The organism is Enterobacter sp. KB-280D8 (assembly GCF_041399405.1).
Taxonomy (GTDB): domain Bacteria; phylum Pseudomonadota; class Gammaproteobacteria; order Enterobacterales; family Enterobacteriaceae; genus Enterobacter; species Enterobacter cloacae_N.
On sequence record NZ_JBGKEC010000007.1, the window covers coordinates 20,210 to 43,410 of the forward strand.

Here is a 23,201-nt window from a genome sequence, read left to right on the forward strand (position 1 = left end):
ATTAAGCGTAGGGCGGAATCATTAGCCTGAGAGTAATAATCAAGGTAAATATTTGTGATCGGGATCAGTTCCTGGTTCGGAAATCCAGGCTAAACGGGGTACAATTCGGAAAGTATCGTAAATTTCCGACAAGAATCAGCATCGCGCTTATGACCCAAATCATTCCATCAGACTTCGACATTGCGGCCGAAGACAGCACCGAGTTCGTGCCCCTGCGCGGCGTGGCCAATCCCCATTTGCAGACCATGCTGCCGCGGCTGATCCGCCGCAAGGTTCAGTTCACTCCGCACTGGCAGCGGCTTGACCTGCCAGACGGTGATTTTCTGGATCTCGCCTGGAGCGAAGCGCCGGAACAGGCGCGTCATAAGCCTCGTCTGGTGGTCTTTCACGGTCTCGAGGGGAGCCTGCACAGCCCGTATGCACATGGGTTAATTGAGGCAGCAAAAGCGCGCGGCTGGCTCGGCGTGGTAATGCATTTTCGCGGCTGTAGCGGCGAGCCGAACCGGCAGAAACGCATTTATCACTCGGGTGAAACCGAAGACGGAACGTGGTTCTTACACTGGCTGCGGAACAACTTTGGCACCGTGCCAACCGCCGCCGTGGGCTATTCGCTGGGCGGAAATATGCTCGCCTGCCTGCTGGCCAAAGAGGGCGACAGCGTACCGCTGAATGCTGCAGTGATTGTTTCCGCGCCGTTTATGCTGGAGCAGTGCAGCTACCATATGGATAAAGGCTTTTCCCGCGTCTATCAGCGCTACCTGCTTAACCTGCTGAAGGCCAACGCGGCGCGTAAGCTCAAGGCCTACCCGGATACCCTGCCGGTAAGCCTGCGCCAGCTGAAAAAGGTGCGCCGTATTCGCGAGTTCGACGATCTGATCACTGCGAAAATCCACGGCTTCGCCGATGCAATTGACTATTATCGTCAGTGCAGCGCCATGCCGCTGCTCAGCAAAATCACGCAGCCGACGCTGATCATTCACGCCAAGGATGACCCGTTTATGGATCACCACTCGATCCCCGCGCAGGAATTCCTGCCCGACAACGTTCACTATCAGTTAACTGAACATGGCGGCCACGTTGGGTTTATCGGCGGTACGCTGCGCCGCCCGAAAATGTGGCTGGAGGCGCGTATTCCTGACTGGCTTACTCCTTATCTGGACGGTACAAAATGATCATTCCCTGGCAAGATCTGGCTCCCGAAACGCTTGATAATCTGATTGAAAGCTTTGTATTACGCGAAGGCACCGATTATGGTGAACATGAGCGTTCGCTTGAGCAAAAGGTCAACGATGTTAAACGCCAGCTGAAAAGCGGCGACGTGGTGCTGGTGTGGTCAGAACTGCATGAGACGGTCAATATCATGCCCCGCAACGCGTTTCACGGCTGATCTTCCAACCTTTTCAGTCAGGGAGTTGCTATGTCTGCCAGACATCCCATTATTGCCGTTACGGGGTCGAGTGGTGCGGGAACCACCACTACCAGCCTCGCTTTTCGCAAGATTTTCGCCCAGCTGAATCTCCGTTCGGCGGAGGTCGAAGGCGACAGCTTTCACCGCTATACGCGTCCGGAGATGGACATGGCGATCCGCAAGGCGCGCGATCTGGGTAAACACATCAGCTACTTCGGCCCGGAAGCCAATGATTTCGGTCTGCTGGAGCAAACCTTTCGCGAATACGGGCAGAGCGGTACCGGGCAGTCCCGCAAGTATCTTCACACCTACGATGAAGCCGTACCCTGGAACCAGGTACCGGGCACCTTTACCCCCTGGCAACCGCTGCCGGAACCCACCGATGTATTATTTTATGAAGGATTACACGGCGGCGTGGTTACGCCTCAGCACGACGTGGCGCGCCACGTGGATCTGCTGGTCGGGGTGGTCCCTATCGTTAACCTGGAGTGGATCCAGAAGCTAACGCGTGACATGAGCGAGCGCGGCCATTCGCGCGAGGCGGTGATGGACTCCGTGGTGCGATCCATGGAAGACTACATCAATTACCTCACGCCACAGTTCTCCCGCACCCACATTAACTTCCAACGCGTGCCGACGGTGGACACCTCCAATCCGTTCGCGGCGAAAAGCATCCCGTCGCTGGACGAGAGCTTTGTGGTGATCCACTTCCGCAATCTTGAAGGCATTGATTACCCCTGGCTGCTGGCGATGCTGCAGGGCTCGTTTATTTCGCACATGAATACGTTAGTGGTGCCGGGTGGAAAAATGGGGCTGGCAATGGAGCTCATCATGACGCCGCTGGTTCAGCGGTTGATGGAAGGGAAGCAGATCGCGTAAAGATGTTCCCTCTCCCCGTGGGAGAGGGTTAGGGTGAGGGCATCAACACGCACGATGCCCCGTGAATCACACCTCAATCACTTCATACGAATGCGTGATTTTTACCGCTTTCTCCAGCATTAGCGCCACAGAGCAGTATTTTTCTGCAGAGAGGTCCACCGCACGTGAAACCGCCGCGTCTTTCAGCGCTTTCCCGGTGACAACAAAATGCAGATTAATATGGGTGAACAGGCGTGGCGCCTCTTCGCGACGTTCTGAGGTGAGTTTAACCTCGCAATCCGTTACGTCATGACGACCTTTTTGCAGAATCGACACCACGTCAATCGCACTGCATCCACCTGCCGCCATCAGCACCATTTCCATTGGGCTCGGCGCTTTATCGCCGGAGTTACCATCCATCAAAATCTGGTGTCCTGACGCGGACTCCCCCAGGAACGTTAAACCTTCAACCCACTTCACGCGCGCTTGCATATTCATTAACTCCAACGTTGCATTTTTGGTGACAGATTACGCGTGCGTTACATTTCTCGCAATGGAAGGCGACCTGCATCATGCTGAAGCGAGACACCAGGAGACACGCGGCGAAAGCTATGCTAAAACACTCAGGATGCTACAGTAATACATTGACGTTACACATGTATGCAGAGGACATCAAACTTTACTGGCTGCGAAACGTTACGACAGCCGACTTCCCAGGGTATGGGTAAGAATTCGATTGCAACCCCAGAGTCCGGATGCATCTGATGACTCTGGTGACAGCTTATAACAGAGGATAACAGCGCATGGTGCTTGGCAAACCGCAAACAGACCCGACTCTCGAATGGTTCTTGTCTCATTGCCACATTCATAAGTACCCATCGAAGAGCACGCTGATTCACCAGGGTGAAAAAGCGGAAACGTTGTATTACATCGTCAAAGGCTCGGTGGCAGTGCTGATCAAAGATGAGGAAGGGAAAGAGATGATCCTTTCTTATCTGAACCAGGGCGATTTTATCGGTGAACTGGGCCTGTTTGAAGAAGGCCAGGAACGTAGCGCCTGGGTTCGTGCAAAGACAGCATGTGAAGTGGCTGAAATTTCTTACAAGAAATTCCGTCAGCTGATTCAGGTAAACCCTGACATCCTGATGCGTCTTTCTTCCCAGATGGCGCGCCGTCTGCAGGTGACGTCAGAGAAAGTGGGTAACCTCGCCTTCCTGGACGTGACCGGCCGTATCGCGCAAACCCTGCTGAACCTGGCGAAACAGCCAGACGCTATGACCCACCCGGACGGCATGCAAATTAAAATTACCCGTCAGGAAATTGGTCAGATCGTTGGTTGCTCCCGTGAAACAGTGGGCCGTATTCTGAAAATGCTGGAAGATCAAAACCTGATCTCCGCCCACGGTAAAACCATCGTGGTTTACGGAACCCGTTAATCCTGCTTAAACGGCGTGCCATCGCGAGGTGTCACGCCGTTTTTGTCTCTTTTCCCCATGTGGCGCAGGCTGATCTATCACCCGGAAGTTAACTACGCACTGCGACAAACGCTGGTGTTGTGTCTTCCCGTGGCCGTGGGCCTGCTCCTGGGTCATCTTCAGCAGGGCCTGCTGTTTTCCCTCGTGCCCGCCTGCTGCAACATCGCCGGTCTGGACACGCCGCATAAGCGCTTTTTCAAACGCCTGATTATCGGTGGCTGCCTGTTTGCAGGCTGTAGCCTCGCGGTGCAGCTGTTACTGGCTCGCGATATTCCCCTGCCACTGATCCTGACCGTGCTGGCGATGACCCTCGGCGTCACGGCGGAAATCAGCTCGCTGCACGCTCGCCTGCTTCCAGCGTCACTCATTGCGGCCATCTTTACCCTGAGCCTCGCCGGGAATATGCCCGTGTGGGAGCCGCTGCTGATCTACGCCCTCGGCACGCTGTGGTACGGGCTGTTTAACTGGTTCTGGTTCTGGCTATGGCGAGAGCAGCCGCTGCGAGAATCTCTGAGCCTGCTCTACGTGCAGCTTGCGGATTACTGCGAAGCCAAATACACCCTGCTCACCCAGCATACCGATCCGGAAAAATCCTTACCGCCGCTGCTGACGCGCCAGCAAAAAGTGGTGGATTTGATAAGCCAGTGCTATCAGCAGCTGCATATGCTCGCCGCAAACAAGAACCACGAGTACAAACGGCTGCTGCGTACCTTCCAGGTGGGGCTGGACCTTCAGGAGCATATCTCCGTTAGCCTTCATCACCCGCAGGAGGTGCAAAAGCTGGTTGAGCGCAGCCATGCCGAAGCGGTGATTCGCTGGAACGCGCAGACCGTCTCCGCGCGCCTGCGGGTGCTGGCTGACGATATACTTTATCACCGCTACCCCACGCGCTTTAACATGGACAAACAGCTCGGCGCGCTGGAGAAAATTGCCCGTCAGCACCCGGAAAATCCGGTCGGCCAGTTTGCCGCCTGGCACTTCAGCCGCATCGCCCGCGTGCTGCGCACCCAGCGACCGCTTTATCCCCGCGACCTGATGGCGGATAAACAAAAACGTCTGCCGCTGCTGCCGGCGCTCAAAAGCTATCTTTCTCTTAAATCGTCCGCCCTGCGCAACGCCGCACGAATTAGCGTCATGCTCAGTATCGCCAGCCTGATGGGCATGGCGCTGCACCTGCCGAAACCCTACTGGATCTTAATGACCGTGCTGTTTGTCACCCAGAACGGCTATGGCGCCACGCGGGTGCGCATTCTGCACCGGGCGGGCGGCACGATGGCGGGGCTGATTATTGCAGGCGTGACGCTGCACTTTCACGTGCCCGAGGGCTATACCCTGGCGGGCATGCTGGCTATCACCCTGGTGAGCTATCTAATCATTCGCAAAAACTACGGCTGGGCGATGGTGGGCTTTACGGTAACGGCGGTATATACCCTGCAGCTGCTTACGCTTAACGGCGAACAGTTCATCGTTGCCCGCCTGATCGACACGCTGATTGGCTGTCTGATCGCCTTTGGCGGTATGGTCTGGCTGTGGCCACAGTGGCAGAGCGGGCTGCTAAGACAGAACGCCCACGACGCGCTGGAGGCCGATCAGCAGGCCATTCGTCTGATCCTGAGCGACGATCCGCAGCCTTCCCCGCTTGCCTACGAACGTATGAAGGTCAACCAGGCGCATAACGCCCTCTTTAACTCGCTGAATCAGGCGATGCAGGAGCCGGGCTTTAATTCACATTATCTGGCGGATATGAAGCTGTGGGTGACGCACAGCCAGTTTATCGTCGAGCATATCAACGCCATGACGACGCTGGCGCGCGAGCACACGATGCTGACGCCGGATCTGGCGCAGCGCTATTTGCAGTCGTGTGAAATTGCGTTGCAGAGGTGTCAGCAGCGTCTGGAGTATGACGCGCCGGGCGAATCGGGCGACTCAAACATTCTGGAAGCGCCGGAGACGTTAACCCACGGGCCGATGAGCACGCTGGAGCAGCATTTGCAGCGTGTGCTGGGACATCTGAACACCATGCACACCATTTCGTCGGTGGCATGGCGTCAGCGCCCGCATCACGGGATTTGGTTAACGCGCCGGTTAAAGCGAACCGAGTATTAGCCTTTAACGAGCTTCGCGACCGCTGCGGCAAAGCGGGTTAACCCGTCTTCAATATCTTTTTCTTCCACCACCAGCGACGGCGCAAAGCGCATCACGTCCGGCCCCGCGTTGAGCACCATGACGCCTTCATGCGCGGCAGCGTGAAGGAAATCGCGCGCGCGGCCTTTGTACTGCGGCTTCAGCTCGGCGCCAATCAACAGCCCCATTCCGCGGATCTCGCTGAACACGTCGTACTGTTCATCAATCTTTTTCAGGTGTTTCACAAACAGCTCGCGTTTCGCGCTAACGCCGTTCAGCACTTCCGGCGTGTTGATGATGTCGAACGCGGCTCCCGCCACGGCGCTCGCCAGCGGGTTACCGCCGTAGGTGGAGCCGTGAGATCCGACGTGAAACGCGGAGGCGATCTCCTGCGTCGTCAGTACCGCACTCACCGGGAAACCACCGCCGAGCGCTTTGGCGCTGGTCAGAATATCCGGCGTCACGTCGTAGTGCATGTAGGCAAACAGGTCTCCGGTACGCCCCATCCCGCACTGTACCTCATCAAACACCAGCAGCGCCTGATGTTCGTCGCACAGCGCGCGCAGCCCTTTCAGGAACTCCGGGGTCGCCGCCGTCACGCCGCCTTCACCCTGAATCGGCTCCACCACTACCGCGCAGGTGTGGTCGTCCATCACCGCTTTCACCGCGTGCAGATCGTTAAACGGCACGTGGACGATGTCTGCCGGTTTTGGGCCAAAGCCGTCGGAATACTTCGGCTGGCCGCCAACGGAGACGGTAAAGAAAGAGCGTCCGTGGAAAGCGTTATGGAAGGCGATGATTTTGGTTTTGTAAGGACTGTGACGCGTTGTCGCGTAGTAGCGCGCCAGCTTGAAGGCGGTTTCGTTGGCCTCGGTGCCGGAGTTCATAAACAGCACGCGCTCGGCAAAGGTGGCATCAATGATCTTACGGCCCAGGCGCAGCGCCGGTTCGTTGGTGAACACGTTACTGGTGTGCCACAGGGTTTCGCCCTGGGTTTTCAGCGCCTCCACCAGCGCAGGATGGCAGTGACCCAGCGCCGTAACCGCAATACCGCCCGCGAAATCCACATACTCTTTGCCCTGCTGATCCCAGACGCGGCTGCCCTTCCCCTTCACCGGGATAAACTCAGCCGGTGCATAAATCGGCAGAATCACTTCATCGAATGTCGCGCGGGTAATTGCTGGTTGTTCAGTTGCCATGTCATGCCCATCCATTTTATGTCACATTGATTGTGAAAATATAATCACAAAATATGCATAAAAAATCACAGCAAGGCAACAGATATTCAGCGATTGAGGAAATTTGCCAGCAGCGCGTGCCCCTGCTCGCTGAGGATACTTTCCGGGTGGAACTGTACGCCTTCGAGATCCCACTCGCGGTGGCGAATCCCCATGATCTCCTGGGTATCGCTCCAGGCGGTCACGTCAAAGCAGTCGGGTAGCGTCGGCGGGTCAATCACCAGCGAATGGTAGCGCGTCACGGTTAACGGGTTATTAAGCCCTGTGAATACGCCCGTGCCGGTGTGGGTAACCGGCGAGGTTTTGCCGTGCATCACTTTTGCGGCACGCACGATGGTAGCCCCAAATACCTGGGCAATCGCCTGATGACCCAGACAGACGCCCAGGATCGGCAGCCTGCCGGCATAGTGGTGAATAACGTCCAGAGAAATGCCCGATTCCGATGGCGTACACGGCCCCGGCGAAATGACGATTTTCTGCGGAGCCAGCGACTCGATATCGGCCAGGCTGAGCTCGTCGTTGCGGCGGACAACCACCTCTGCACCCAGTTCGCAAAAATACTGGTAAAGGTTCCAGGTGAAGGAATCGTAGTTATCAATCAGCAGAATCATGGCGGCTCCCGAAAAAAATGCCGCCCTATTCTACTCAGATTCCCGCGCTTCGCTCACTACTTTGGCAAAGATAGCGCTCAGTGCGCTCAAATCGCCCATGGCGCCGCTTCGGTTCGCCGCTACCCACTGCTCGGGATCGATATCCCGCCAGCTCAGCGCGTAACCTGCATGGATAGCCAGCTGCTCAAAGAAGACGCGCTGCGCAATGCCATTACCGCGGATAAAGGGATGCAGCATGTTGATTTCACAGTAGTAGTGACTCACTTTGTCAACAAACGCCGCTTTTTCCAGACCCACAAGATACTTTTCGCTTTCCAGCGCCGCCATCAGCTCATTACCCATCTTCTCGATGTACTCAAAATGGCAAAAGGGAATGTCACCCTTAAAAATATCGTCGGTACGGAATTCGCCTGCCTGCCTCATCTCTCTGTGATACAGATGACGGTGAATAAGGCACAGATGCGGTAACCCTGGCGCTGAAGGCCCAAGCTCCAGCGTCTCAATGCCGGGCTCTGAAGGACCATTACCTTTTTCAAGGAGACAACTGGCCTGAAAATTGACGTTACGTTGCTGCTCCCAGAGACGGGATTTTTGCTTGTCGGTGAGTTTTTTCACTAAACGCCTCCCTGAATAGTCCGTTTGCCACAAGTATAAGCAGCAAAACGCGCTTTCGCAGGGAGGGGACACAGCACGGGCGAGGATCGCCCGTGTCGAAGAGGCTTATGGCAGAACTTTCGCGGAGAGGATCACGACAGGTTTGGACGGCACATTCTGGTACGGGCCAACGTCATGAGTCGGTACCTGCGAAATCTTGTCCGCCACGTCCATCCCTTTCACGATTTTACCGAAGACCGCATAGCCGAAGTCACGCTGGCCGTGGTCGAGGAAGGCGTTATCCGCCACGTTCAGGAAGAACTGGCTGGTAGCGCTGTCTTTATCCGCCGTGCGCGCCATGGAGATAGTGCCGCGCTTGTTCAGCAGGCCATTGTCCGCTTCGTTTTTAATAGGCGGGTTCGGCTGTTTCTGCTGCATCTGCTCGTTGAAGCCGCCGCCCTGAATCATGAAGCCAGGGATCACGCGGTGGAAGGTGGTGTTGTTGTAGAAACCACTGTTCACGTAGTCGAGGAAGTTTTTCACAGATACCGGAGCTTTCTGGCTATTCAGTTCCAGCTCAATGTTCCCGGCAGAGGTGGTCAACAGAACGTGAGGGTCCCCATTTGCTGCCAGCGCAGCAGGGGAAACGGCAGAAAGAGCAAACACAGCTGCGACAGCCGCCAGTGTTGATTTGAGCATGAGAATTCCTTAACAAAGCGCAGTATAAAAAGCGAATGGCTTGATTCTAAAGAGCAGTATGAACGTAGACCAGCCTTTTACCTAATTTTACGAAATTGAAACAATTATTACTGCGCAAACGATTGGTTAGACCGTCACTTAATGTGATTTAGATCACATTAAAACCTGCAATGACATAATCATTACCCTTAAAAGATAGGAATGGATCACTTTAGCGACTAAAATCTGCCCGCTCTCAGCGCCCCTTCGGCGCTTTTCTTTTTCTGAACAGGCCAGACATGACTAACAGCAATCGCATCAAGCTCACATGGATCAGCTTTTTCTCCTACGCCCTTACCGGCGCGTTGGTGATCGTCACCGGGATGGTGATGGGAAATATCGCAGACTACTTCCAGCTGCCCGTTTCCAGCATGAGTAATACCTTCACCTTCCTCAACGCGGGGATCCTGATCTCTATCTTCCTGAATGCCTGGCTGATGGAAATTGTCCCACTGAAAACACAGCTGCGCTTTGGCTTTGTGCTGATGGTCGCCGCCGTGGCGGGCCTGATGCTGAGCCACAGCATTGCACTGTTCTCCGCCGCCATGTTCGTGCTTGGTCTGGTTAGCGGGATCACCATGTCGATCGGTACGTTCCTGATTACCCATATGTATGAAGGCCGTCAGCGCGGCGCGCGCCTGCTGTTTACCGACTCCTTCTTCAGCATGGCCGGAATGATTTTCCCGATGGTCGCCGCCGTTCTGCTGGCGCGCAGCATTGAGTGGTACTGGGTATACGCCTGCATCGGCCTCGTCTACGTGGCGATCTTTATCCTGACCTTCGGCTGTGAGTTCCCGGTGCTGGGCAAGAAAGCGCAAACTACTGCAGAGCCCGTCGCGAAAGAGAAATGGGGCATCGGCGTGCTGTTCCTCTCCATCGCCGCCCTGTGCTACATCCTGGGCCAGCTGGGCTTTATCTCCTGGGTACCGGAATACGCCAAAGGCCTGGGCATGAGCCTGAACGATGCGGGTAAACTGGTGAGCGATTTCTGGATGTCTTACATGTTCGGCATGTGGGCGTTTAGCTTCATCCTGCGCTTCTTCGACCTGCAGCGCATTCTGACCGTGCTCGCAGGCCTGGCGACCGTGCTGATGTACCTGTTCATCAACGGTTCACCGGAGCATATGCCGTGGTTCATTCTGACCCTGGGCTTCTTCTCCAGCGCGATTTACACCTCGATCATCACCCTGGGCTCCCTGCAGACCAAAGTGGCCTCGCCGAAGCTGGTTAACTTCGTGCTGACCTGCGGCACCATCGGCACCATGCTCACCTTCGTGGTGACGGGCCCGATCGTTGCCCACAGCGGCCCGCTGGCGGCGCTGCACACCGCTAACGGTCTGTATGCCGTGGTGTTCATCATGTGCTTCGTTCTGGGCTTTGTGACCCGCCACCGCCAGCACAACGCGACAGCGGCGTCTCACTAATCCCTACGCCCCTTTGCGCTCGGCAGAGGGGCTGTTTCTGGCAAAACTCACCTCTTCTCCCCCGATATCCATCTGGATCCACGTCTGCGCCAGCTGCGTAGTAGCAATCACCCTCCCCTGACGGATTGACCAGCGCACCGGCACCTGGCAGCGCACGGCTTCAAACCCGCTCTCCGCAGGCAGAATAATCAGGTTCGCCGGATTTCCCGTCTCAATACCGTAGTCGCTCAGGCCAAAAGTACGGGCGCTGTTATGGGTGATCAGATTAAGGCCGCTGTCGATCTGCGGATAGCCCATCATCTGGCACACGTGCAGCCCCATGTGCAGCACCTGCAACATGTTGCCGGTGCCGAGCGGGTACCACGGGTCGAAGACGTCGTCATGGCCGAAGCAGACGTTGATGCCTGCCTCCTGCAGCTCTTTCACCCGGGTGATGCCGCGGCGCTTCGGATAATCGTCAAAACGCCCCTGCAGGTGGATATTCACCAGCGGGTTAGCCACGAAGTTAATCCCCGACATCTTCAGCAGGCGGAAAAGCCGCGAAGTGTAAGCGCCGTTGTAAGCGTGCATGGCGGTGGTGTGGCTGGCGGTGACGCGCGGGCCGATGCCGGCCTCATAGGCCAGCGCTGCCACTGTCTCGACAAAACGCGACTGTTCGTCGTCAATTTCATCGCAGTGGATATCCAGCGGGCGGTCATATTTCTTCGCCAGATCGAAAGCGATATGCAGCGACTGCACGCCATACTCGCGGGTGAACTCGAAATGTGGGATCGCCCCCACCACGTCAGCCCCCAGTTTTAGCGCCTCTTCCAGCAACACCGCGCCGTTCGGGTAAGAGAGAATACCTTCCTGCGGGAACGCGACGATTTGCAGCGTCACCCACGGGGCAACCTCCTGCTTCACCTCCAGCATCGCCTTCAGGGCGGTGAGCGTCGGGTCGGAAACATCAACGTGGGTACGCACAAACTGAATGCCGTTGGCAATTTGCCACTTCAGCGTTTTCCAGGCACGCGCTTTCACATCTTCATGGCTGAGCAACGCTTTGCGCTCGGCCCAACGCTCAATGCCCTCAAACAGCGTGCCGGACTGGTTCCAGTTCGGCTCGCCCGCCGTCTGAGTGGTATCAAGATGGATATGCGGCTCAATAAACGGCGGAATAGCCAGACCACCCCGCGCATTTAACACTTCATAACTCTCGGCGTGAGTGTCGTCCATTGGGGTGATGTCACCAAATCGGCCGTTCTCAATGGCAAGCTGCCACAGTCCTTCCCGGCCGGGTAAGCGAACATTCTGAACAAGCCAAAGCGGTGTTGTAGACATTTCCTATCCCCTGATAAACGCAACGTTGTTTACGCGTATTTTTGTTTAAAAATCCGCCATTGTTTTGTACACAAAATCGACGACATCGAAAAGCCTGCGATTTCCATAACTTATAAAAATCCTGACAAATCAGCCGCATACCCCCTAAGGAGTAGGCGAAGACGTATTTGATTTACATCAATAAGCGCCCCTGCTGAATCGTTAAGGTAGGCAGTAATAGAAAAGAAATCGAGGCAAAAATGAGCAAAGTCAGACTCGCTATCATCGGTAACGGCATGGTCGGCCACCGCTTTATTGAGGATCTTCTTGATAAAGCCGATGCTGAGCAGTTCGATATTACCGTGTTCTGTGAAGAACCCCGCAAGGCGTACGACCGTGTGCACCTGTCTTCCTACTTCTCCCATCATACCGCCGAAGAGCTCTCTCTGGTGCGCGAAGGATTCTACGAGAAGCATGGCGTAAAAGTGCTGGTGGGCGAACGCGCCATCACCATTAACCGTCAGGAAAAAGTGATCCACTCCAGCGCCGGGCGTACGGTTTTTTACGACAAGCTGATCATGGCGACGGGCTCGTATCCGTGGATCCCACCCATTAAAGGCTCGGAGACTCAGGATTGCTTCGTTTATCGCACGATTGAGGACCTCAACGCCATCGAATCCTGCGCGCGCCGAAGCAAACGCGGCGCGGTGGTCGGCGGCGGCCTGCTGGGTCTGGAAGCGGCTGGCGCGCTCAAAAACCTCGGGGTTGAAACCCACGTTATCGAATTTGCGCCAATGCTGATGGCCGAACAGCTGGACCACATGGGTGGCGACCAGCTTAAGCGTAAAATTGAAAGCATGGGCGTGAAGGTTCACACCAGCAAGAACACCAAAGAGATCGTGCAGGAAGGCACAGAGGCGCGTAAAACCATGCGCTTTGCCGACGGCAGCGAGCTGGAAGTGGACTTCATCGTCTTCTCCACCGGGATCCGCCCGCGCGACAAGCTGGCAACCCAGTGCGGTCTGGCGGTAGCGCAGCGCGGCGGGATCATGATTAACGACGCCTGCCAGACTTCCGACCCGGATATCTACGCCATCGGCGAATGCGCCAGCTGGAACAACCGCGTATACGGTCTGGTCGCGCCAGGGTACAAAATGGCCCAGGTCGCCGTGGATCATATCCTCGGCAGCGAAAACGCCTTTACCGGCGCAGACATGAGCGCCAAGCTGAAGCTGCTGGGCGTCGACGTGGGCGGTATCGGCGATGCGCACGGCCGCACCCCGAACTCCCGCAGCTACGTTTACCTCGACGAAAGCAAAGAGGTCTACAAGCGTCTCATCGTCAGCCAGGACAACAAAACCCTGCTCGGCGCGGTGCTGGTGGGCGATACCAGCGACTTCGGTAACCTGCTCCAGTTGGTGCTGAACGCCATTGAGCTGCCGGAAAACCCGGACGCGCTGATCCTCCCGGCTCACGCCTCCAGCGGCAAGCCGTCTATCGGCGTGGATAAACTGCCGGACAGCGCGCAGATTTGCTCCTGCTTCGACGTTACTAAAGGCATGCTGATCTCCGCCATCAACAAAGGCTGCCACACCGTTGCGGCGCTGAAAGCCGAAACCAAAGCCGGTACCGGCTGCGGCGGCTGTATTCCGCTGGTGACTCAGGTACTGAACGCCGAGCTGGCGAAACAGGGCATCGAAGTGAACAACAACCTGTGCGAGCACTTCGCGTATTCTCGCCAGGAGCTGTACCACCTGATCCGCGTGGAGGGCATTAAGTCCTTCGACGAACTGCTGGCGAAGCACGGCCAGGGCTACGGCTGTGAAGTGTGTAAACCGACCGTCGGCTCGCTGCTGGCGTCCTGCTGGAACGAGTACGTGCTCAAACCAGAACACACGCCGCTGCAGGACACCAACGATAACTTCCTGGCGAACATCCAGAAAGACGGTACCTATTCCGTCATTCCGCGTTCCGCCGGTGGCGAAATCACCCCGGAAGGTCTGGTCGCCGTGGGCCGTATCGCCCGTGAATTTAATCTGTACACCAAAATCACCGGCTCCCAGCGTATCGGCCTGTTTGGCGCGCAGAAGGATGATCTGCCGGAAATCTGGCGTCAGTTGATAGAAGCAGGCTTCGAAACCGGCCACGCGTATGCCAAAGCGCTGCGAATGGCGAAAACCTGCGTGGGCAGCACCTGGTGCCGCTACGGCGTCGGCGACAGCGTGGGCTTCGGCGTTGAGCTGGAAAACCGCTACAAAGGCATCCGTACCCCGCACAAAATGAAGTTCGGCGTCTCCGGCTGTACCCGCGAATGTGCGGAAGCGCAGGGTAAAGACGTGGGGATCATCGCCACCGAGAAAGGCTGGAACCTGTACGTGTGCGGCAACGGCGGGATGAAACCACGCCACGCGGACCTGCTGGCGGCGGATCTCGATCGCGATACGCTGATCCAGTATCTCGACCGCTTTATGATGTTCTACATTCGTACCGCCGATAAGCTGACCCGTACCGCTTCCTGGCTGGATAACCTGGAAGGCGGTATCGACTACCTGAAGTCCGTCATCATCGACGACAAGCTGGGCCTGAACGAACAGCTGGAAGCCGAGATGGCTCGCCTGCGCGAGGCGGTGATCTGCGAGTGGACCGAAACCGTCAACACCCCGGAGGCGCAGACGCGCTTCAAACACTTTATCAACAGCACCCAGCGCGACCCGAACGTACAGGTTGTACCGGAGCGTGAACAGCATCGCCCGGCGACACCGTATGAACGTATTCCGGTGACGCTGGTGGAGGAAAACGCATGAGCCAGTGGGTAAACATCTGCGAGATTAACGACATTCTGCCCGCCACCGGCGTGTGTGCGCTGCTGGGCAACGAGCAGGTCGCCATTTTCCGCCCTCGCCACGATGAACAGGTCTTTGCCATCAGCAATATCGACCCGTTCTTCGAGGCCAGCGTGCTCTCACGTGGACTGATTGCCGAGCATCAGGGTGAGCTGTGGGTCGCCAGCCCGCTGAAAAAGCAGCGTTTCCGCTTAAGCGACGGTTACTGCATGGAAGATGAAAGCTTCTCCGTGAAGCACTACGACGTCCGCGTTAAGGACGGCAAGGTGCAGCTCAAGGCGTAACCCTCCGCCTTTTCAATAGGAAAGGCTTATGACCCCTTATGGGTAACGGCAGGAAAAACCGTATGTTCTGTACGATTCCTGCTGTTATCCTGACGTCAATTCTTACCCCCTCCTTGAATGCTGTGAGGTAATGTCGTGGACCACCTGCCGATTTTCTGTCAATTACGCCATCGCGACTGCCTGCTTGTGGGCGGCGGCGATGTGGCTGAACGCAAAGCGCGCCTGCTGCTGGAAGCCGGAGCCCGACTGACCGTCAATGCCCTCACTTTCGCCCCGCAGTTTGACGTCTGGGCTCAGGAAGGGATGCTCACGCTGGTGCAGGGAGAGTTTGATGAGTCCCTGCTGGATACCTGCTGGCTGACCATTGCCGCGACAGATGACGATGAAGTGAACCAGCGCGTCAGCGACGCCTGCGAAGCGCGCCGTATCTTCTGCAACGTGGTGGATGCGCCGAAAGAGGCCAGCTTTATCATGCCGTCGATTATCGACCGTTCACCGCTGATGATTGCGGTGTCGTCCGGTGGACGCTCGCCCGTTCTCGCCCGCCTGCTGCGGGAAAAGCTGGAAGCTATTTTGCCGCAGCACCTTGGTCAGATAGCCCATTACGCCGGGCAGCTTCGCTCCCGCGTGAAGCAAACCTTCTCGACCGTTGGCGAGCGCCGTCGCTTCTGGGAAAAATTCTTTGTGAACGACAGGCTGGCGCAGTCGCTGGCCAATCAGGATGCGAAAGCGGTGGAAGAGACGACCGAGCAGCTGCTGAGCGAGCCGCTGGATCACCGTGGTGAAGTGGTGCTGGTCGGGGCTGGTCCGGGCGATGCGGGCCTGCTGACGCTGAAAGGGCTTCAGCAGATCCAGCAGGCGGATATCGTGGTTTATGACCGCCTTGTCTCCGATGACATCATGAACCTGGTGCGTCGCGACGCCGACCGCGTCTTCGTCGGCAAGCGCGCAGGCTACCACTGCGTGCCGCAGGAGGAGATTAACCAGATCCTGCTGCGCGAAGCGCAGAAAGGTAAGCGCGTGGTGCGCCTGAAGGGCGGCGATCCGTTTATCTTTGGTCGCGGCGGCGAGGAGCTGGAAACCCTGTGCAATGCCGGCATTCCGTTCTCCGTGGTGCCGGGCATAACGGCAGCGTCCGGGTGTTCAGCCTACTCTGGCATTCCGCTCACCCATCGTGATTACGCCCAGAGCGTGCGTCTGGTGACGGGCCACCTCAAAACCGGCTGCGAGCTGGACTGGCATAATCTGGCCGCTGAAAAGCAGACGCTGGTGTTCTACATGGGGCTAAACCAGGCCGCCACCATTCAGGCGAAACTGCTGGAACACGGCATGGAGGCGGATATGCCCGTTGCGCTGGTGGAAAACGGTACGTCAATCAAGCAGCGCGTGGTGAATGGCGCGCTGACGCAGCTCGGTGAACTGGCGCAGCAGGTCGAAAGCCCGGCGCTGATTGTGGTGGGTCGCGTGGTTGAACTGCGCGATAAGCTGAACTGGTTCTCGAATCACTAACGCAGAGATCGGAAGCAAGATGGTATTTGTCGGGTGGCGTCTCCGCCTTACCCGACCTACACGATCCCGTAGGCCGGGTAAGCGTTCGCGCCACCCGGCAAAGCAGGCTTAAGGTTTGCCCACAAACCCAATCGCTTGATACACCGCTTTCAGGGTTTCGGACGCGCGCGCGCTGGCTTTTTCCGCGCCGTCTTTCATCACCTTCTGCAGGAAAGCTTCGTCGTTGCGGTAGCGGTGATAACGCTCCTGCAGCTCGGTCAACATGCCGGAAACGGCTTCTGCCACTTCACCTTTCAGGTGGCCATACATCTTGCCTTCGAAGTGCTGTTCCAGCTCAGGAATGCTCTGCCCGGTCACGCCGGAGAGGATATCCAGCAGGTTGGAGACGCCCGCTTTGTTCTGCACGTCGTAGCGCACTACTGGCGGCTCGTCGGAATCGGTGACCGCGCGCTTGAGCTTTTTGACGACCGATTTCGGATCTTCCAGCAGGCCGATAACGTTGTTGCGGTTATCGTCAGACTTGGACATCTTCTTGGTCGGCTCCAGCAGCGACATGACGCGCGCGCCGGATTTCGGAATAAACGGCTCTGGCACTTTAAACACGTCGCCATAAAGCGCGTTAAAGCGCTGGGCGATATCGCGGCTCAGCTCCAGGTGCTGCTTCTGGTCTTCACCCACCGGCACCTGGTTGGTCTGATACAGCAGGATGTCAGCCGCCATCAGCACCGGATAGTCGAACAGGCCGGCGTTGATGTTTTCAGAGTAGCGCGCGGATTTATCCTTGAACTGAGTCATACGGCTCAGCTCGCCGAAATAGGTGTAGCAGTTCAGCGCCCAGCCCAGCTGTGCGTGCTCCGGCACGTGAGACTGAACGAAAATGGTGCTCTTCTCTGGGTCGATACCGCAGGCCAGGTACAGCGCCAGGGTGTCCAGGGTGGCTTTGCGCAGCTTCTCAGGATCCTGACGGGCGGTAATCGCATGGAGATCGACGATGCAGTAAATGCAATGGTAGTCATCCTGCATGCTGACCCACTGACGTAACGCACCCATGTAGTTACCAATGGTCAATTCACCTGAAGGCTGTGCGCCACTAAAAACGATGGGCTTAGTCATTATTCAATTCCTGATGTTCACTGTGCGAAAGCCCGAGTGCGGGCAACAAATCTTTGAAGTGGTCGAACACAACGTCCGGCTCACTCAGCGTGATGGCTTCACCGTAGTTGTAGCCATAGGTTAATCCGACGGAAGGACACCCAGCCGCTCGGGCAGCCAGAATATCATTACGTGAATCCCCGACAAAGAGCAGCTCCGCAGGCGTTAAGGATAATTTTCCTGCCACCAGCAACAGTGGTTCCGGATGCGGCTTTTTGTTCTGCACGTCATCCCCACCTACAATCACGGAGAAGTATTTCGCAATATCCAGCGCCTCCAGCAGCGGCGCAACAAACGGCGTCGGCTTGTTGGTCACCAGCCCCAGCGGGATCCCTTTGGCATGCAGCGCGCTCAAGGTTTCCAGGACGTCCGGGAACAGGAAGCTCCCCTCCTCGACGGTCTCTTCGTAGAAGCGGTCAAACAGCTTGCGAAGAATACGCAGCTGCTCATCCTGCGGGATATCGGCGTGATCGACGCTCGGTTTACCCTGCGCGGAACGCTGCGACGCGCGTTCCTGACGAGCCCATGTTAACGCGCGCTCCATCAGGACATCGGCACCGTTGCCAATCCACGTAATAACACGATCTTCGCCCGCAACGGGCAGTTCAAGAGCGTACAACGCCTGGTCTACGGCGCTCGTTAAGCCCGGCGCGCTGTCGACCAGCGTGCCGTCGAGGTCGAATGCCACACCCCGAATTGCCTGCAATTTATCCATGACTTACCTTCGCCAGCTCTCGGCGCATTTCATCAATGACTTTTTTATAATCCGGTTGGTCGAAAATTGCCGAACCTGCAACGAACATATCCGCGCCCGCTGCCGCAATTTCGCCAATGTTATTCACTTTCACACCGCCGTCCACTTCCAGACGAATATCGTAGCCTGACTCGTCAATGCGACGGCGCACTTCGCGCAGCTTATCCAGCGTGTGGGGGATGAACGACTGGCCGCCAAAGCCCGGGTTAACGGACATCAGCAAAATCACGTCCAGCTTGTCCATAACGTAGTCCAGATAGCTCAGCGGCGTAGCCGGGTTAAACACCAGCCCCGCCTTACAGCCGTTCTCTTTGATCAGCTGCAGCGTGCGGTCAACGTGCTCGGAGGCTTCCGGATGGAAGGTGATGATGCTGGCGCCCGCTGCGGCGAAATCTGGCACGATGCGATCGACAGGCTTCACCATCAGGTGAACGTCGATCGGTGCGGTAATGCCGTAGTTACGCAGCGCCTTGAGCACCATCGGACCGATGGTCAGATTGGGAACGTAGTGGTTATCCATAACGTCGAAATGGACGACATCTGCGCCAGCTGCGAGAGCTTTAGCCGTGTCTTCACCCAGGCGGGCAAAATCGGCCGACAGAATTGAGGGGGCAATCAAAAACTGTTTCATCCGCATCTCCTTGAAATGTATTTACCGGCGGGCAAAACGGCTCAGGGGCGATAAAGAGCCAGGAGTTCGTCCACCTTTTTACGTGTGCCGCCGTTGCTGCTAATGCTACGCCGCACCTTAACCTGAAAATGCTTCGCGGCTTTGTACCATTCGCGCGTATCAGGGGTATCGTGATTTGAAATTAACACCGGAATTCTTTTGCTGACCAGCTTTTCCGCCATCTCCGCCAGACGGGCCTGTTCGGCCGGGCTGAAACTGTTGGTGTGGTAGGCGGTGAAGTTCGCCGTCGCAGACAGCGGCGCGTAAGGAGGATCGCAGTAAACCACCGAATTTACGCCTGCCAGCTCCATACACTCTTCATAGGAGAGGCAGTGGAATTCTGCATTCTGCGCTTTTTCCGCAAAGTGATACAGCTCGTCCTGCGGGAAATACGGGCGCTTATAGCGACCAAACGGCACGTTAAATTCACCGCGCAGATTATACCGGCACAGGCCGTTGTAACCATGGCGGTTGAGATAAAGGAACAGCAGCGCGCGGCGGAACGGATCCTGGCTCTGATTAAACTCCGCGCGGAACTGGTAGTAGACGTCAGGGTTGTTGTTCTCTGGCGTAAACAGCTTGCGCGCCTCTTCCACATACTCATCGGTACGCAGCTTAACAATGTTATAGAGGCTGATAAGGTCGCTGTTGATATCCGCCAGGATATAACGAGAAAAATCGGTGTTCAGGAACACCGATCCCGCGCCCACGAAGGGCTCGATAAGACACTCGCCTTTTGGCAGGTGCTTTTTAATATCATCGAGCAGGGGGTATTTCCCCCCTGCCCATTTCAGAAAAGCGCGATTTTTTTTCATGCTGACTAACTGATTACACCTTCTCCGGCTGTGGAGAAAGCTCCGACAGCATCCTGCGCTTTAAACATTACTTCAGATCGGCCTGCACCTGATGAATCGGCTTCGCCCATGGGTTCTTAGCCTGAACATCAGCAGGCAACGACGCCACGGCGCGTTTCGCTTCATCTTTGGAAGCGTAAACACCGCTTACCAGCACATACCACGGCTGACCGTTACGGGTCGTCTGATAAACCACGTAGTTTTTCAGATTCGATTTCTTCGCCCAGCCGTTGAGGTTGTCATAGTTAGACGAACTGCTCAACTGCAGCGTGTAGTTGCTGGATGGCGCAGATTTCAGCGAACCGACGTTGCCAGCGGTTTTACCTGCTGCTGCACTGGAAGCCGTCGCCGTTGCGGCAGGCACAGCGGTGGCAGCAGGTGCCGTTGTAGTTGCCGTCGCTTTCGGCGCAGTCTGCGTGACTGGCGCTTTAGCTGGTTCGCTTACTGCAGCCGTTTCTGTGCGTTTCGGCTGTGCCGGTGCGGCTTTCACTTCAGGCGCTTTTACCACGGCCTGAGGTTTGGTTTCACGCTTAGGCTCAATGACAGCCTGCTTACGTTCAGGACGTGTTGCAGTTTGCGTCTGGCGCGGCTTGGTTTCCGTTGCTGCAGTCTGCGGCTGAGCGGTAGAACCGTGAATCGGCGCGACGGTTGCAGGTTCAGTTGGCAGCGTAGAGTTAACCACGACGTTATCAACCTGCTGCTGGTTTTGCGGCTGCATCAGCGCATTGTTCAGGTCTCCCTGAACTTCAACACGCTGCTGGCCTTGAGGCGTGACAGGGGCCTGGCCCTGAGCAGGCGTTGACGAAACGGGCGGCAGAGAAACATCCTGCGGCGTCGTTGTGTTGCTGGCAGTCTGCTCAGCAGAAGTGGTACCCGGCGCTGGCTGTGCACCATTCGCCTGATCCGTCGCATCATTACCGGAGAGGTTGATGCTCTTCTCTGCGGAGGCGGTTTGTTCGGTTGAGTTGGTGGACGGTGCTTTCAGCGCGGAGCCAATGCCAACAATCAGCAGTACAAGCACCAGAACGCCAAGCCCCATCATGATGTACTGACGGGAGGCCGGTTTTTGCGCAGCGGCTTTTTTACGTTTACGCGGGCGACGCTCTACAGGCTGTTCGTCCATTGAATCTTCTTCGGACTCATAATCCTCTTCTTCTCGCTCATCACGCGCGTTACGGCTGCGCGAAGGGCGACGATCGTCTGCATCCAGATCAACATCGTCAAAGTTGATCTGCGGCTCGTTATCACGTTCTGAAGATTGACGAGAACGACCAGTACGACGATCGCTGGGATCGGGTTTCAGCTCGTCTTCTGGTTTGAATTCATCCATTTAACACCCCACTCAAAGGCTTATGCCTACGTCTTTGCATTTCGCCTGAAGCTAAACGACCACCGGTAACAGTGGCCTGACCTTTCTAGTTGTTACGCCTGCTGGCAATCAGCAATAGCGCCAAGAACGACATCGTGCGACACTCCGCCGCGCACTTCACTCTTCCCTATTGCAAGCGGGAGTACAAGACGCATCTCACCTGCCAATACTTTTTTATCGCGCATCATGTGGGGTAAATACGCTTGCGCCGACATCTCTTGCGGCCCGGTTACCGGCAAACCCGCACGTTCAAGCAGTGCAATGATACGTGCCGTTTCTTCCGGTTTAAACTGCCCAAGGCGTTCAGAGGTGCGGGCTGCCATGACCATGCCGGCCGAGACGGCTTCACCGTGCAGCCAGTTGCCGTAACCCATTTCGGCTTCAATGGCGTGGCCAAACGTATGCCCAAGATTCAGTAAAGCACGTAAGCCCGTTTCACGCTCGTCTGCGGCGACAACTTCTGCTTTCAGCTCACAACAACGACGAATGCAGTATGCCAGTTTCGCCTCATCCAGGCGCAGCAACGCATCCATATTCTCTTCAAGCCAGTTAAAGAACTCGCCATCCAGAATAATGCCGTATTTGATCACTTCAGCCAGGCCAGAAGCCAGCTCGCGCTTCGGCAGGGTTTTCAGACAGTCGAGATCCACCACCACCGACGCAGGCTGGTAGAACGCGCCAATCATGTTTTTGCCGAGGGGATGGTTAACTGCCGTTTTGCCACCCACAGAGGAGTCGACCTGAGACAGCAACGTGGTCGGGATTTGAATAAAACGGACGCCACGTTGGTAGCTTGCGGCCGCAAAGCCGGTCAGATCGCCCACAACACCGCCGCCCAGGGCAAGCAGTGTTGTATCGCGACCGTGCGGTTTTTGCAGCAATGCGGTAAAGACGGTATCGAGCACCGTCAGGCTTTTATACTGCTCGCCATCGGGCAGAATCACACTGTCGACTTTTACGCCTGCCTGCTCAAGCAGGTGGCGTACGCGGTCGAGATAAAGCGGAGCAAGCGTCTCATTGGTGACCAGCATCGCCTGATCACCCGCTTTTAGTGGTAAAAAGGAAGCTGGGTCGTTAAACAAACCAGCCGCGATGGTGATAGGGTAACTACGTTCCCCGAGAGTAACTGTAATCCTCTCCATGACGCGACATCCACCTTTAATGCTTTTACCCGCAGGCGAGTGTATATAAAGCCAGAATCAGTTGCTTTCCAGCATATGAATAATCTGGTTTGCAACCACTTTAGCGCTCTGATCGTCAGTACGAATGGTCACATCGGCAATCTCTTCATACAGCGGATTGCGTTCATCGGCCAACGCTTCCAGAACTTCGCGTGGTGGCGTTTCAACCTGCAGCAGCGGGCGCTTTTTATCGCGCTGCGTACGTGCCAGCTGTTTCTCAATGGTCGTCTCGAGATAGACCACTACGCCACGGGCGGAGAGACGGTTGCGGGTTTCGCGAGATTTCACAGAGCCGCCGCCTGTTGCCAGTACGATGCCCTGTTTTTCCGTGAGTTCGTTGATCACTTTTTCTTCTCGGTCACGGAAACCTTCTTCGCCTTCTACATCGAAAACCCAGCCCACATCAGCTCCGGTTCGTTTCTCAATCTCTTGATCAGAATCGTAAAATTCCATATTGAGTTGTTGAGCTAACTGACGCCCAATAGTGCTTTTGCCGGCACCCATAGGCCCAACCAGAAAGATATTGCGTTTCTCTGCCATTTTATCGGTACTACTAAGACTATTCGTTAATGGTAATCCCCGCTTCGCAGACACCCGGCGTAGCAGGACATGAACTGAAACCTCATATGCAATAGAGCGAGAGTCAGACTAAAAATTATCTCAATACTCCGGCTTGTTTGGCAACTGATTAAATCACCGCGCCGGGCGCATAAGGTAATAAGACGTAAGTCCAACTCAAATCGGTACTCCTTGTATGCTAATTCATGCCCCACGTCAAACATCTGCAACAAACTGAATGCAAAATCATTGCGGGGA

22 protein-coding genes are annotated in these 23,201 nt (G+C 56.2%); 9 read left to right on the plus strand and 13 right to left on the minus strand.

Translation table 11 applies throughout. From position 1 onward, the window contains the following. The first annotated feature begins 149 nt into the window (after window positions 1–149). Genes AB8818_RS17485 through AB8818_RS17495 form a run of 3 tightly spaced genes read left to right on the plus strand, consistent with a single transcriptional unit; the run spans window position 150 to window position 2,287 of the window. Window positions 150–1,172, plus strand: a complete 1,023-nt coding sequence (locus AB8818_RS17485; protein WP_192983694.1) for a hydrolase — start codon at window positions 150–152, stop codon at window positions 1,170–1,172. Next, the gene (locus AB8818_RS17490) at window positions 1,169–1,387 is read left to right on the plus strand and encodes a YheU family protein (protein WP_013099053.1); all 219 of its coding nucleotides are present in this window, start codon (window positions 1,169–1,171) and stop codon (window positions 1,385–1,387) included. The genes AB8818_RS17485 and AB8818_RS17490 overlap by 4 nt, the downstream gene beginning before the upstream one ends. Window positions 1,388–1,417: 30 nt before the next feature. Continuing rightward, window positions 1,418–2,287 carry a phosphoribulokinase gene (locus tag AB8818_RS17495; RefSeq protein ID WP_116342661.1) on the plus strand — a complete coding sequence of 290 codons (870 nt, stop codon included), beginning with the start codon at window positions 1,418–1,420 and terminating at the stop codon, window positions 2,285–2,287. A 66-nt stretch (window positions 2,288–2,353) separates the two neighbouring features. Here the strand turns inward: AB8818_RS17495 and AB8818_RS17500 are convergent, their stop codons facing one another. Next, the gene (locus tag AB8818_RS17500) at window positions 2,354–2,758 is read right to left on the minus strand and encodes an OsmC family protein (protein ID WP_116342663.1); all 405 of its coding nucleotides are present in this window, start codon (window positions 2,756–2,758) and stop codon (window positions 2,354–2,356) included. A 311-nt stretch (window positions 2,759–3,069) separates the two neighbouring features. On the opposite strand from AB8818_RS17500, the gene crp reads away from it, so the two are divergent. Beyond that, complete coding sequence (gene crp, locus AB8818_RS17505) at window positions 3,070–3,702, plus strand: cAMP-activated global transcriptional regulator CRP (protein ID WP_000242758.1); 633 nt, start codon at window positions 3,070–3,072, stop codon at window positions 3,700–3,702. A 57-nt stretch (window positions 3,703–3,759) separates the two neighbouring features. Further along, window positions 3,760–5,847 carry a YccS/YhfK family putative transporter gene (locus tag AB8818_RS17510; RefSeq protein WP_116342665.1) on the plus strand — a complete coding sequence of 696 codons (2,088 nt, stop codon included), beginning with the start codon at window positions 3,760–3,762 and terminating at the stop codon, window positions 5,845–5,847. Here AB8818_RS17510 and AB8818_RS17515 read toward each other — a convergent pair. The 4 genes from AB8818_RS17515 to ppiA all read right to left on the minus strand — a co-directional run bounded on the left by AB8818_RS17515 (window position 5,844) and on the right by ppiA (window position 9,007). Beyond that, window positions 5,844–7,064 carry an aspartate aminotransferase family protein gene (locus AB8818_RS17515; RefSeq protein WP_192983696.1) on the minus strand — a complete coding sequence of 407 codons (1,221 nt, stop codon included), beginning with the start codon at window positions 7,062–7,064 and terminating at the stop codon, window positions 5,844–5,846. The two genes, AB8818_RS17510 and AB8818_RS17515, sit on opposite strands and share 4 nt — an antisense overlap. A gap of 86 nt (window positions 7,065–7,150) precedes the next feature. Further along, window positions 7,151–7,714: an aminodeoxychorismate synthase component 2 gene (gene pabA / locus AB8818_RS17520; protein ID WP_192983698.1), complete on the minus strand. Its 564-nt coding sequence runs from the start codon at window positions 7,712–7,714 to the stop codon at window positions 7,151–7,153. 30 nt (window positions 7,715–7,744) lie between these two features. Then, window positions 7,745–8,329 (minus strand): putative adenosine monophosphate-protein transferase Fic, encoded by a 585-nt coding sequence (locus AB8818_RS17525; protein WP_116342672.1) that lies wholly within the window; start codon window positions 8,327–8,329, stop codon window positions 7,745–7,747. Window positions 8,330–8,434: 105 nt separating this feature from the next. After that, entirely contained in the window at window positions 8,435–9,007 is a 573-nt protein-coding gene (gene ppiA / locus AB8818_RS17530; RefSeq protein ID WP_116342674.1) for a peptidylprolyl isomerase A, read from the minus strand. Window positions 9,008–9,285: 278 nt separating this feature from the next. Between ppiA and tsgA the strand changes: the two genes are divergently transcribed. Further along, entirely contained in the window at window positions 9,286–10,470 is a 1,185-nt protein-coding gene (gene tsgA / locus AB8818_RS17535; RefSeq protein ID WP_166712511.1) for an MFS transporter TsgA, read from the plus strand. A gap of 3 nt (window positions 10,471–10,473) precedes the next feature. Here the strand turns inward: tsgA and AB8818_RS17540 are convergent, their stop codons facing one another. Next, complete coding sequence (locus AB8818_RS17540; protein WP_163330655.1) at window positions 10,474–11,790, minus strand: cytosine deaminase; 1,317 nt, start codon at window positions 11,788–11,790, stop codon at window positions 10,474–10,476. Between the two features lie 239 nt (window positions 11,791–12,029). Here AB8818_RS17540 and nirB point away from each other — a divergent pair, with 239 nt between their 5' ends. The 3 genes from nirB (at window position 12,030) to cysG (ending at window position 16,405) form a co-directional block, all read left to right on the plus strand. Continuing rightward, window positions 12,030–14,573, plus strand: coding sequence for a nitrite reductase large subunit NirB (nirB, locus tag AB8818_RS17545; protein WP_192983701.1), 2,544 nt, complete (start codon window positions 12,030–12,032; stop codon window positions 14,571–14,573). After that, on the plus strand, window positions 14,570–14,896 hold the full coding sequence (gene nirD / locus AB8818_RS17550; RefSeq protein ID WP_116342682.1) for a nitrite reductase small subunit NirD: 327 nt from the start codon (window positions 14,570–14,572) through the stop codon (window positions 14,894–14,896). Before nirB ends, nirD begins: the two co-directional genes overlap by 4 nt. A 135-nt stretch (window positions 14,897–15,031) precedes the next feature. Further along, window positions 15,032–16,405, plus strand: a complete 1,374-nt coding sequence (gene cysG / locus AB8818_RS17555) for a siroheme synthase CysG (protein ID WP_192983704.1) — start codon at window positions 15,032–15,034, stop codon at window positions 16,403–16,405. 108 nt (window positions 16,406–16,513) lie between these two features. On the opposite strand, the gene trpS is transcribed toward cysG, so the two are convergent. The 7 genes from trpS to aroK all read right to left on the minus strand — a co-directional run bounded on the left by trpS (window position 16,514) and on the right by aroK (window position 22,925). Then, on the minus strand, window positions 16,514–17,518 hold the full coding sequence (gene trpS, locus AB8818_RS17560; RefSeq protein WP_116342686.1) for a tryptophan--tRNA ligase: 1,005 nt from the start codon (window positions 17,516–17,518) through the stop codon (window positions 16,514–16,516). Next, complete coding sequence (gene gph, locus AB8818_RS17565) at window positions 17,511–18,272, minus strand: phosphoglycolate phosphatase (protein ID WP_116342688.1); 762 nt, start codon at window positions 18,270–18,272, stop codon at window positions 17,511–17,513. The genes trpS and gph overlap by 8 nt, the downstream gene beginning before the upstream one ends. Beyond that, window positions 18,265–18,942 carry a ribulose-phosphate 3-epimerase gene (gene rpe, locus AB8818_RS17570; protein ID WP_024907923.1) on the minus strand — a complete coding sequence of 226 codons (678 nt, stop codon included), beginning with the start codon at window positions 18,940–18,942 and terminating at the stop codon, window positions 18,265–18,267. The genes gph and rpe overlap by 8 nt, the downstream gene beginning before the upstream one ends. A gap of 41 nt (window positions 18,943–18,983) precedes the next feature. Next, on the minus strand, window positions 18,984–19,796 hold the full coding sequence (dam, locus tag AB8818_RS17575) for an adenine-specific DNA-methyltransferase (RefSeq protein WP_033488054.1): 813 nt from the start codon (window positions 19,794–19,796) through the stop codon (window positions 18,984–18,986). Between the two features lie 67 nt (window positions 19,797–19,863). Then, the gene (gene damX / locus AB8818_RS17580; protein WP_192983708.1) at window positions 19,864–21,165 is read right to left on the minus strand and encodes a cell division protein DamX; all 1,302 of its coding nucleotides are present in this window, start codon (window positions 21,163–21,165) and stop codon (window positions 19,864–19,866) included. Window positions 21,166–21,257: 92 nt separating this feature from the next. Continuing rightward, entirely contained in the window at window positions 21,258–22,346 is a 1,089-nt protein-coding gene (aroB, locus tag AB8818_RS17585; RefSeq protein WP_116342694.1) for a 3-dehydroquinate synthase, read from the minus strand. A 57-nt stretch (window positions 22,347–22,403) separates the two neighbouring features. After that, window positions 22,404–22,925: a shikimate kinase AroK gene (gene aroK / locus AB8818_RS17590; protein ID WP_003861630.1), complete on the minus strand. Its 522-nt coding sequence runs from the start codon at window positions 22,923–22,925 to the stop codon at window positions 22,404–22,406. Window positions 22,926–23,201: the final 276 nt, after the last annotated feature.

Bases quoted from the DNA above. Each gene is read 5' to 3' on its own strand.
- AB8818_RS17485 (WP_192983694.1), top strand. From the start codon at position 150: ATGACCCAAATCATTCCATCAGACTTCGACATTGCGGCCGAAGACAGC.
- AB8818_RS17490 (WP_013099053.1), top strand. From the start codon at position 1,169: ATGATCATTCCCTGGCAAGATCTGGCTCCCGAAACGCTTGATAATCTG.
- AB8818_RS17495 (WP_116342661.1), top strand. From the start codon at position 1,418: ATGTCTGCCAGACATCCCATTATTGCCGTTACGGGGTCGAGTGGTGCG.
- AB8818_RS17500 (WP_116342663.1), bottom strand. From the start codon at position 2,758: ATGCAAGCGCGCGTGAAGTGGGTTGAAGGTTTAACGTTCCTGGGGGAG.
- crp (WP_000242758.1), top strand. From the start codon at position 3,070: ATGGTGCTTGGCAAACCGCAAACAGACCCGACTCTCGAATGGTTCTTG.
- AB8818_RS17510 (WP_116342665.1), top strand. From the start codon at position 3,760: ATGTGGCGCAGGCTGATCTATCACCCGGAAGTTAACTACGCACTGCGA.
- AB8818_RS17515 (WP_192983696.1), bottom strand. From the start codon at position 7,064: ATGGCAACTGAACAACCAGCAATTACCCGCGCGACATTCGATGAAGTG.
- pabA (WP_192983698.1), bottom strand. From the start codon at position 7,714: ATGATTCTGCTGATTGATAACTACGATTCCTTCACCTGGAACCTTTAC.
- ppiA (WP_116342674.1), bottom strand. From the start codon at position 9,007: ATGCTCAAATCAACACTGGCGGCTGTCGCAGCTGTGTTTGCTCTTTCT.
- tsgA (WP_166712511.1), top strand. From the start codon at position 9,286: ATGACTAACAGCAATCGCATCAAGCTCACATGGATCAGCTTTTTCTCC.
- AB8818_RS17540 (WP_163330655.1), bottom strand. From the start codon at position 11,790: ATGTCTACAACACCGCTTTGGCTTGTTCAGAATGTTCGCTTACCCGGC.
- nirB (WP_192983701.1), top strand. From the start codon at position 12,030: ATGAGCAAAGTCAGACTCGCTATCATCGGTAACGGCATGGTCGGCCAC.
- nirD (WP_116342682.1), top strand. From the start codon at position 14,570: ATGAGCCAGTGGGTAAACATCTGCGAGATTAACGACATTCTGCCCGCC.
- trpS (WP_116342686.1), bottom strand. From the start codon at position 17,518: ATGACTAAGCCCATCGTTTTTAGTGGCGCACAGCCTTCAGGTGAATTG.
- gph (WP_116342688.1), bottom strand. From the start codon at position 18,272: ATGGATAAATTGCAGGCAATTCGGGGTGTGGCATTCGACCTCGACGGC.
- rpe (WP_024907923.1), bottom strand. From the start codon at position 18,942: ATGAAACAGTTTTTGATTGCCCCCTCAATTCTGTCGGCCGATTTTGCC.
- dam (WP_033488054.1), bottom strand. From the start codon at position 19,796: ATGAAAAAAAATCGCGCTTTTCTGAAATGGGCAGGGGGGAAATACCCC.
- damX (WP_192983708.1), bottom strand. From the start codon at position 21,165: ATGGATGAATTCAAACCAGAAGACGAGCTGAAACCCGATCCCAGCGAT.
- aroB (WP_116342694.1), bottom strand. From the start codon at position 22,346: ATGGAGAGGATTACAGTTACTCTCGGGGAACGTAGTTACCCTATCACC.
- aroK (WP_003861630.1), bottom strand. From the start codon at position 22,925: ATGGCAGAGAAACGCAATATCTTTCTGGTTGGGCCTATGGGTGCCGGC.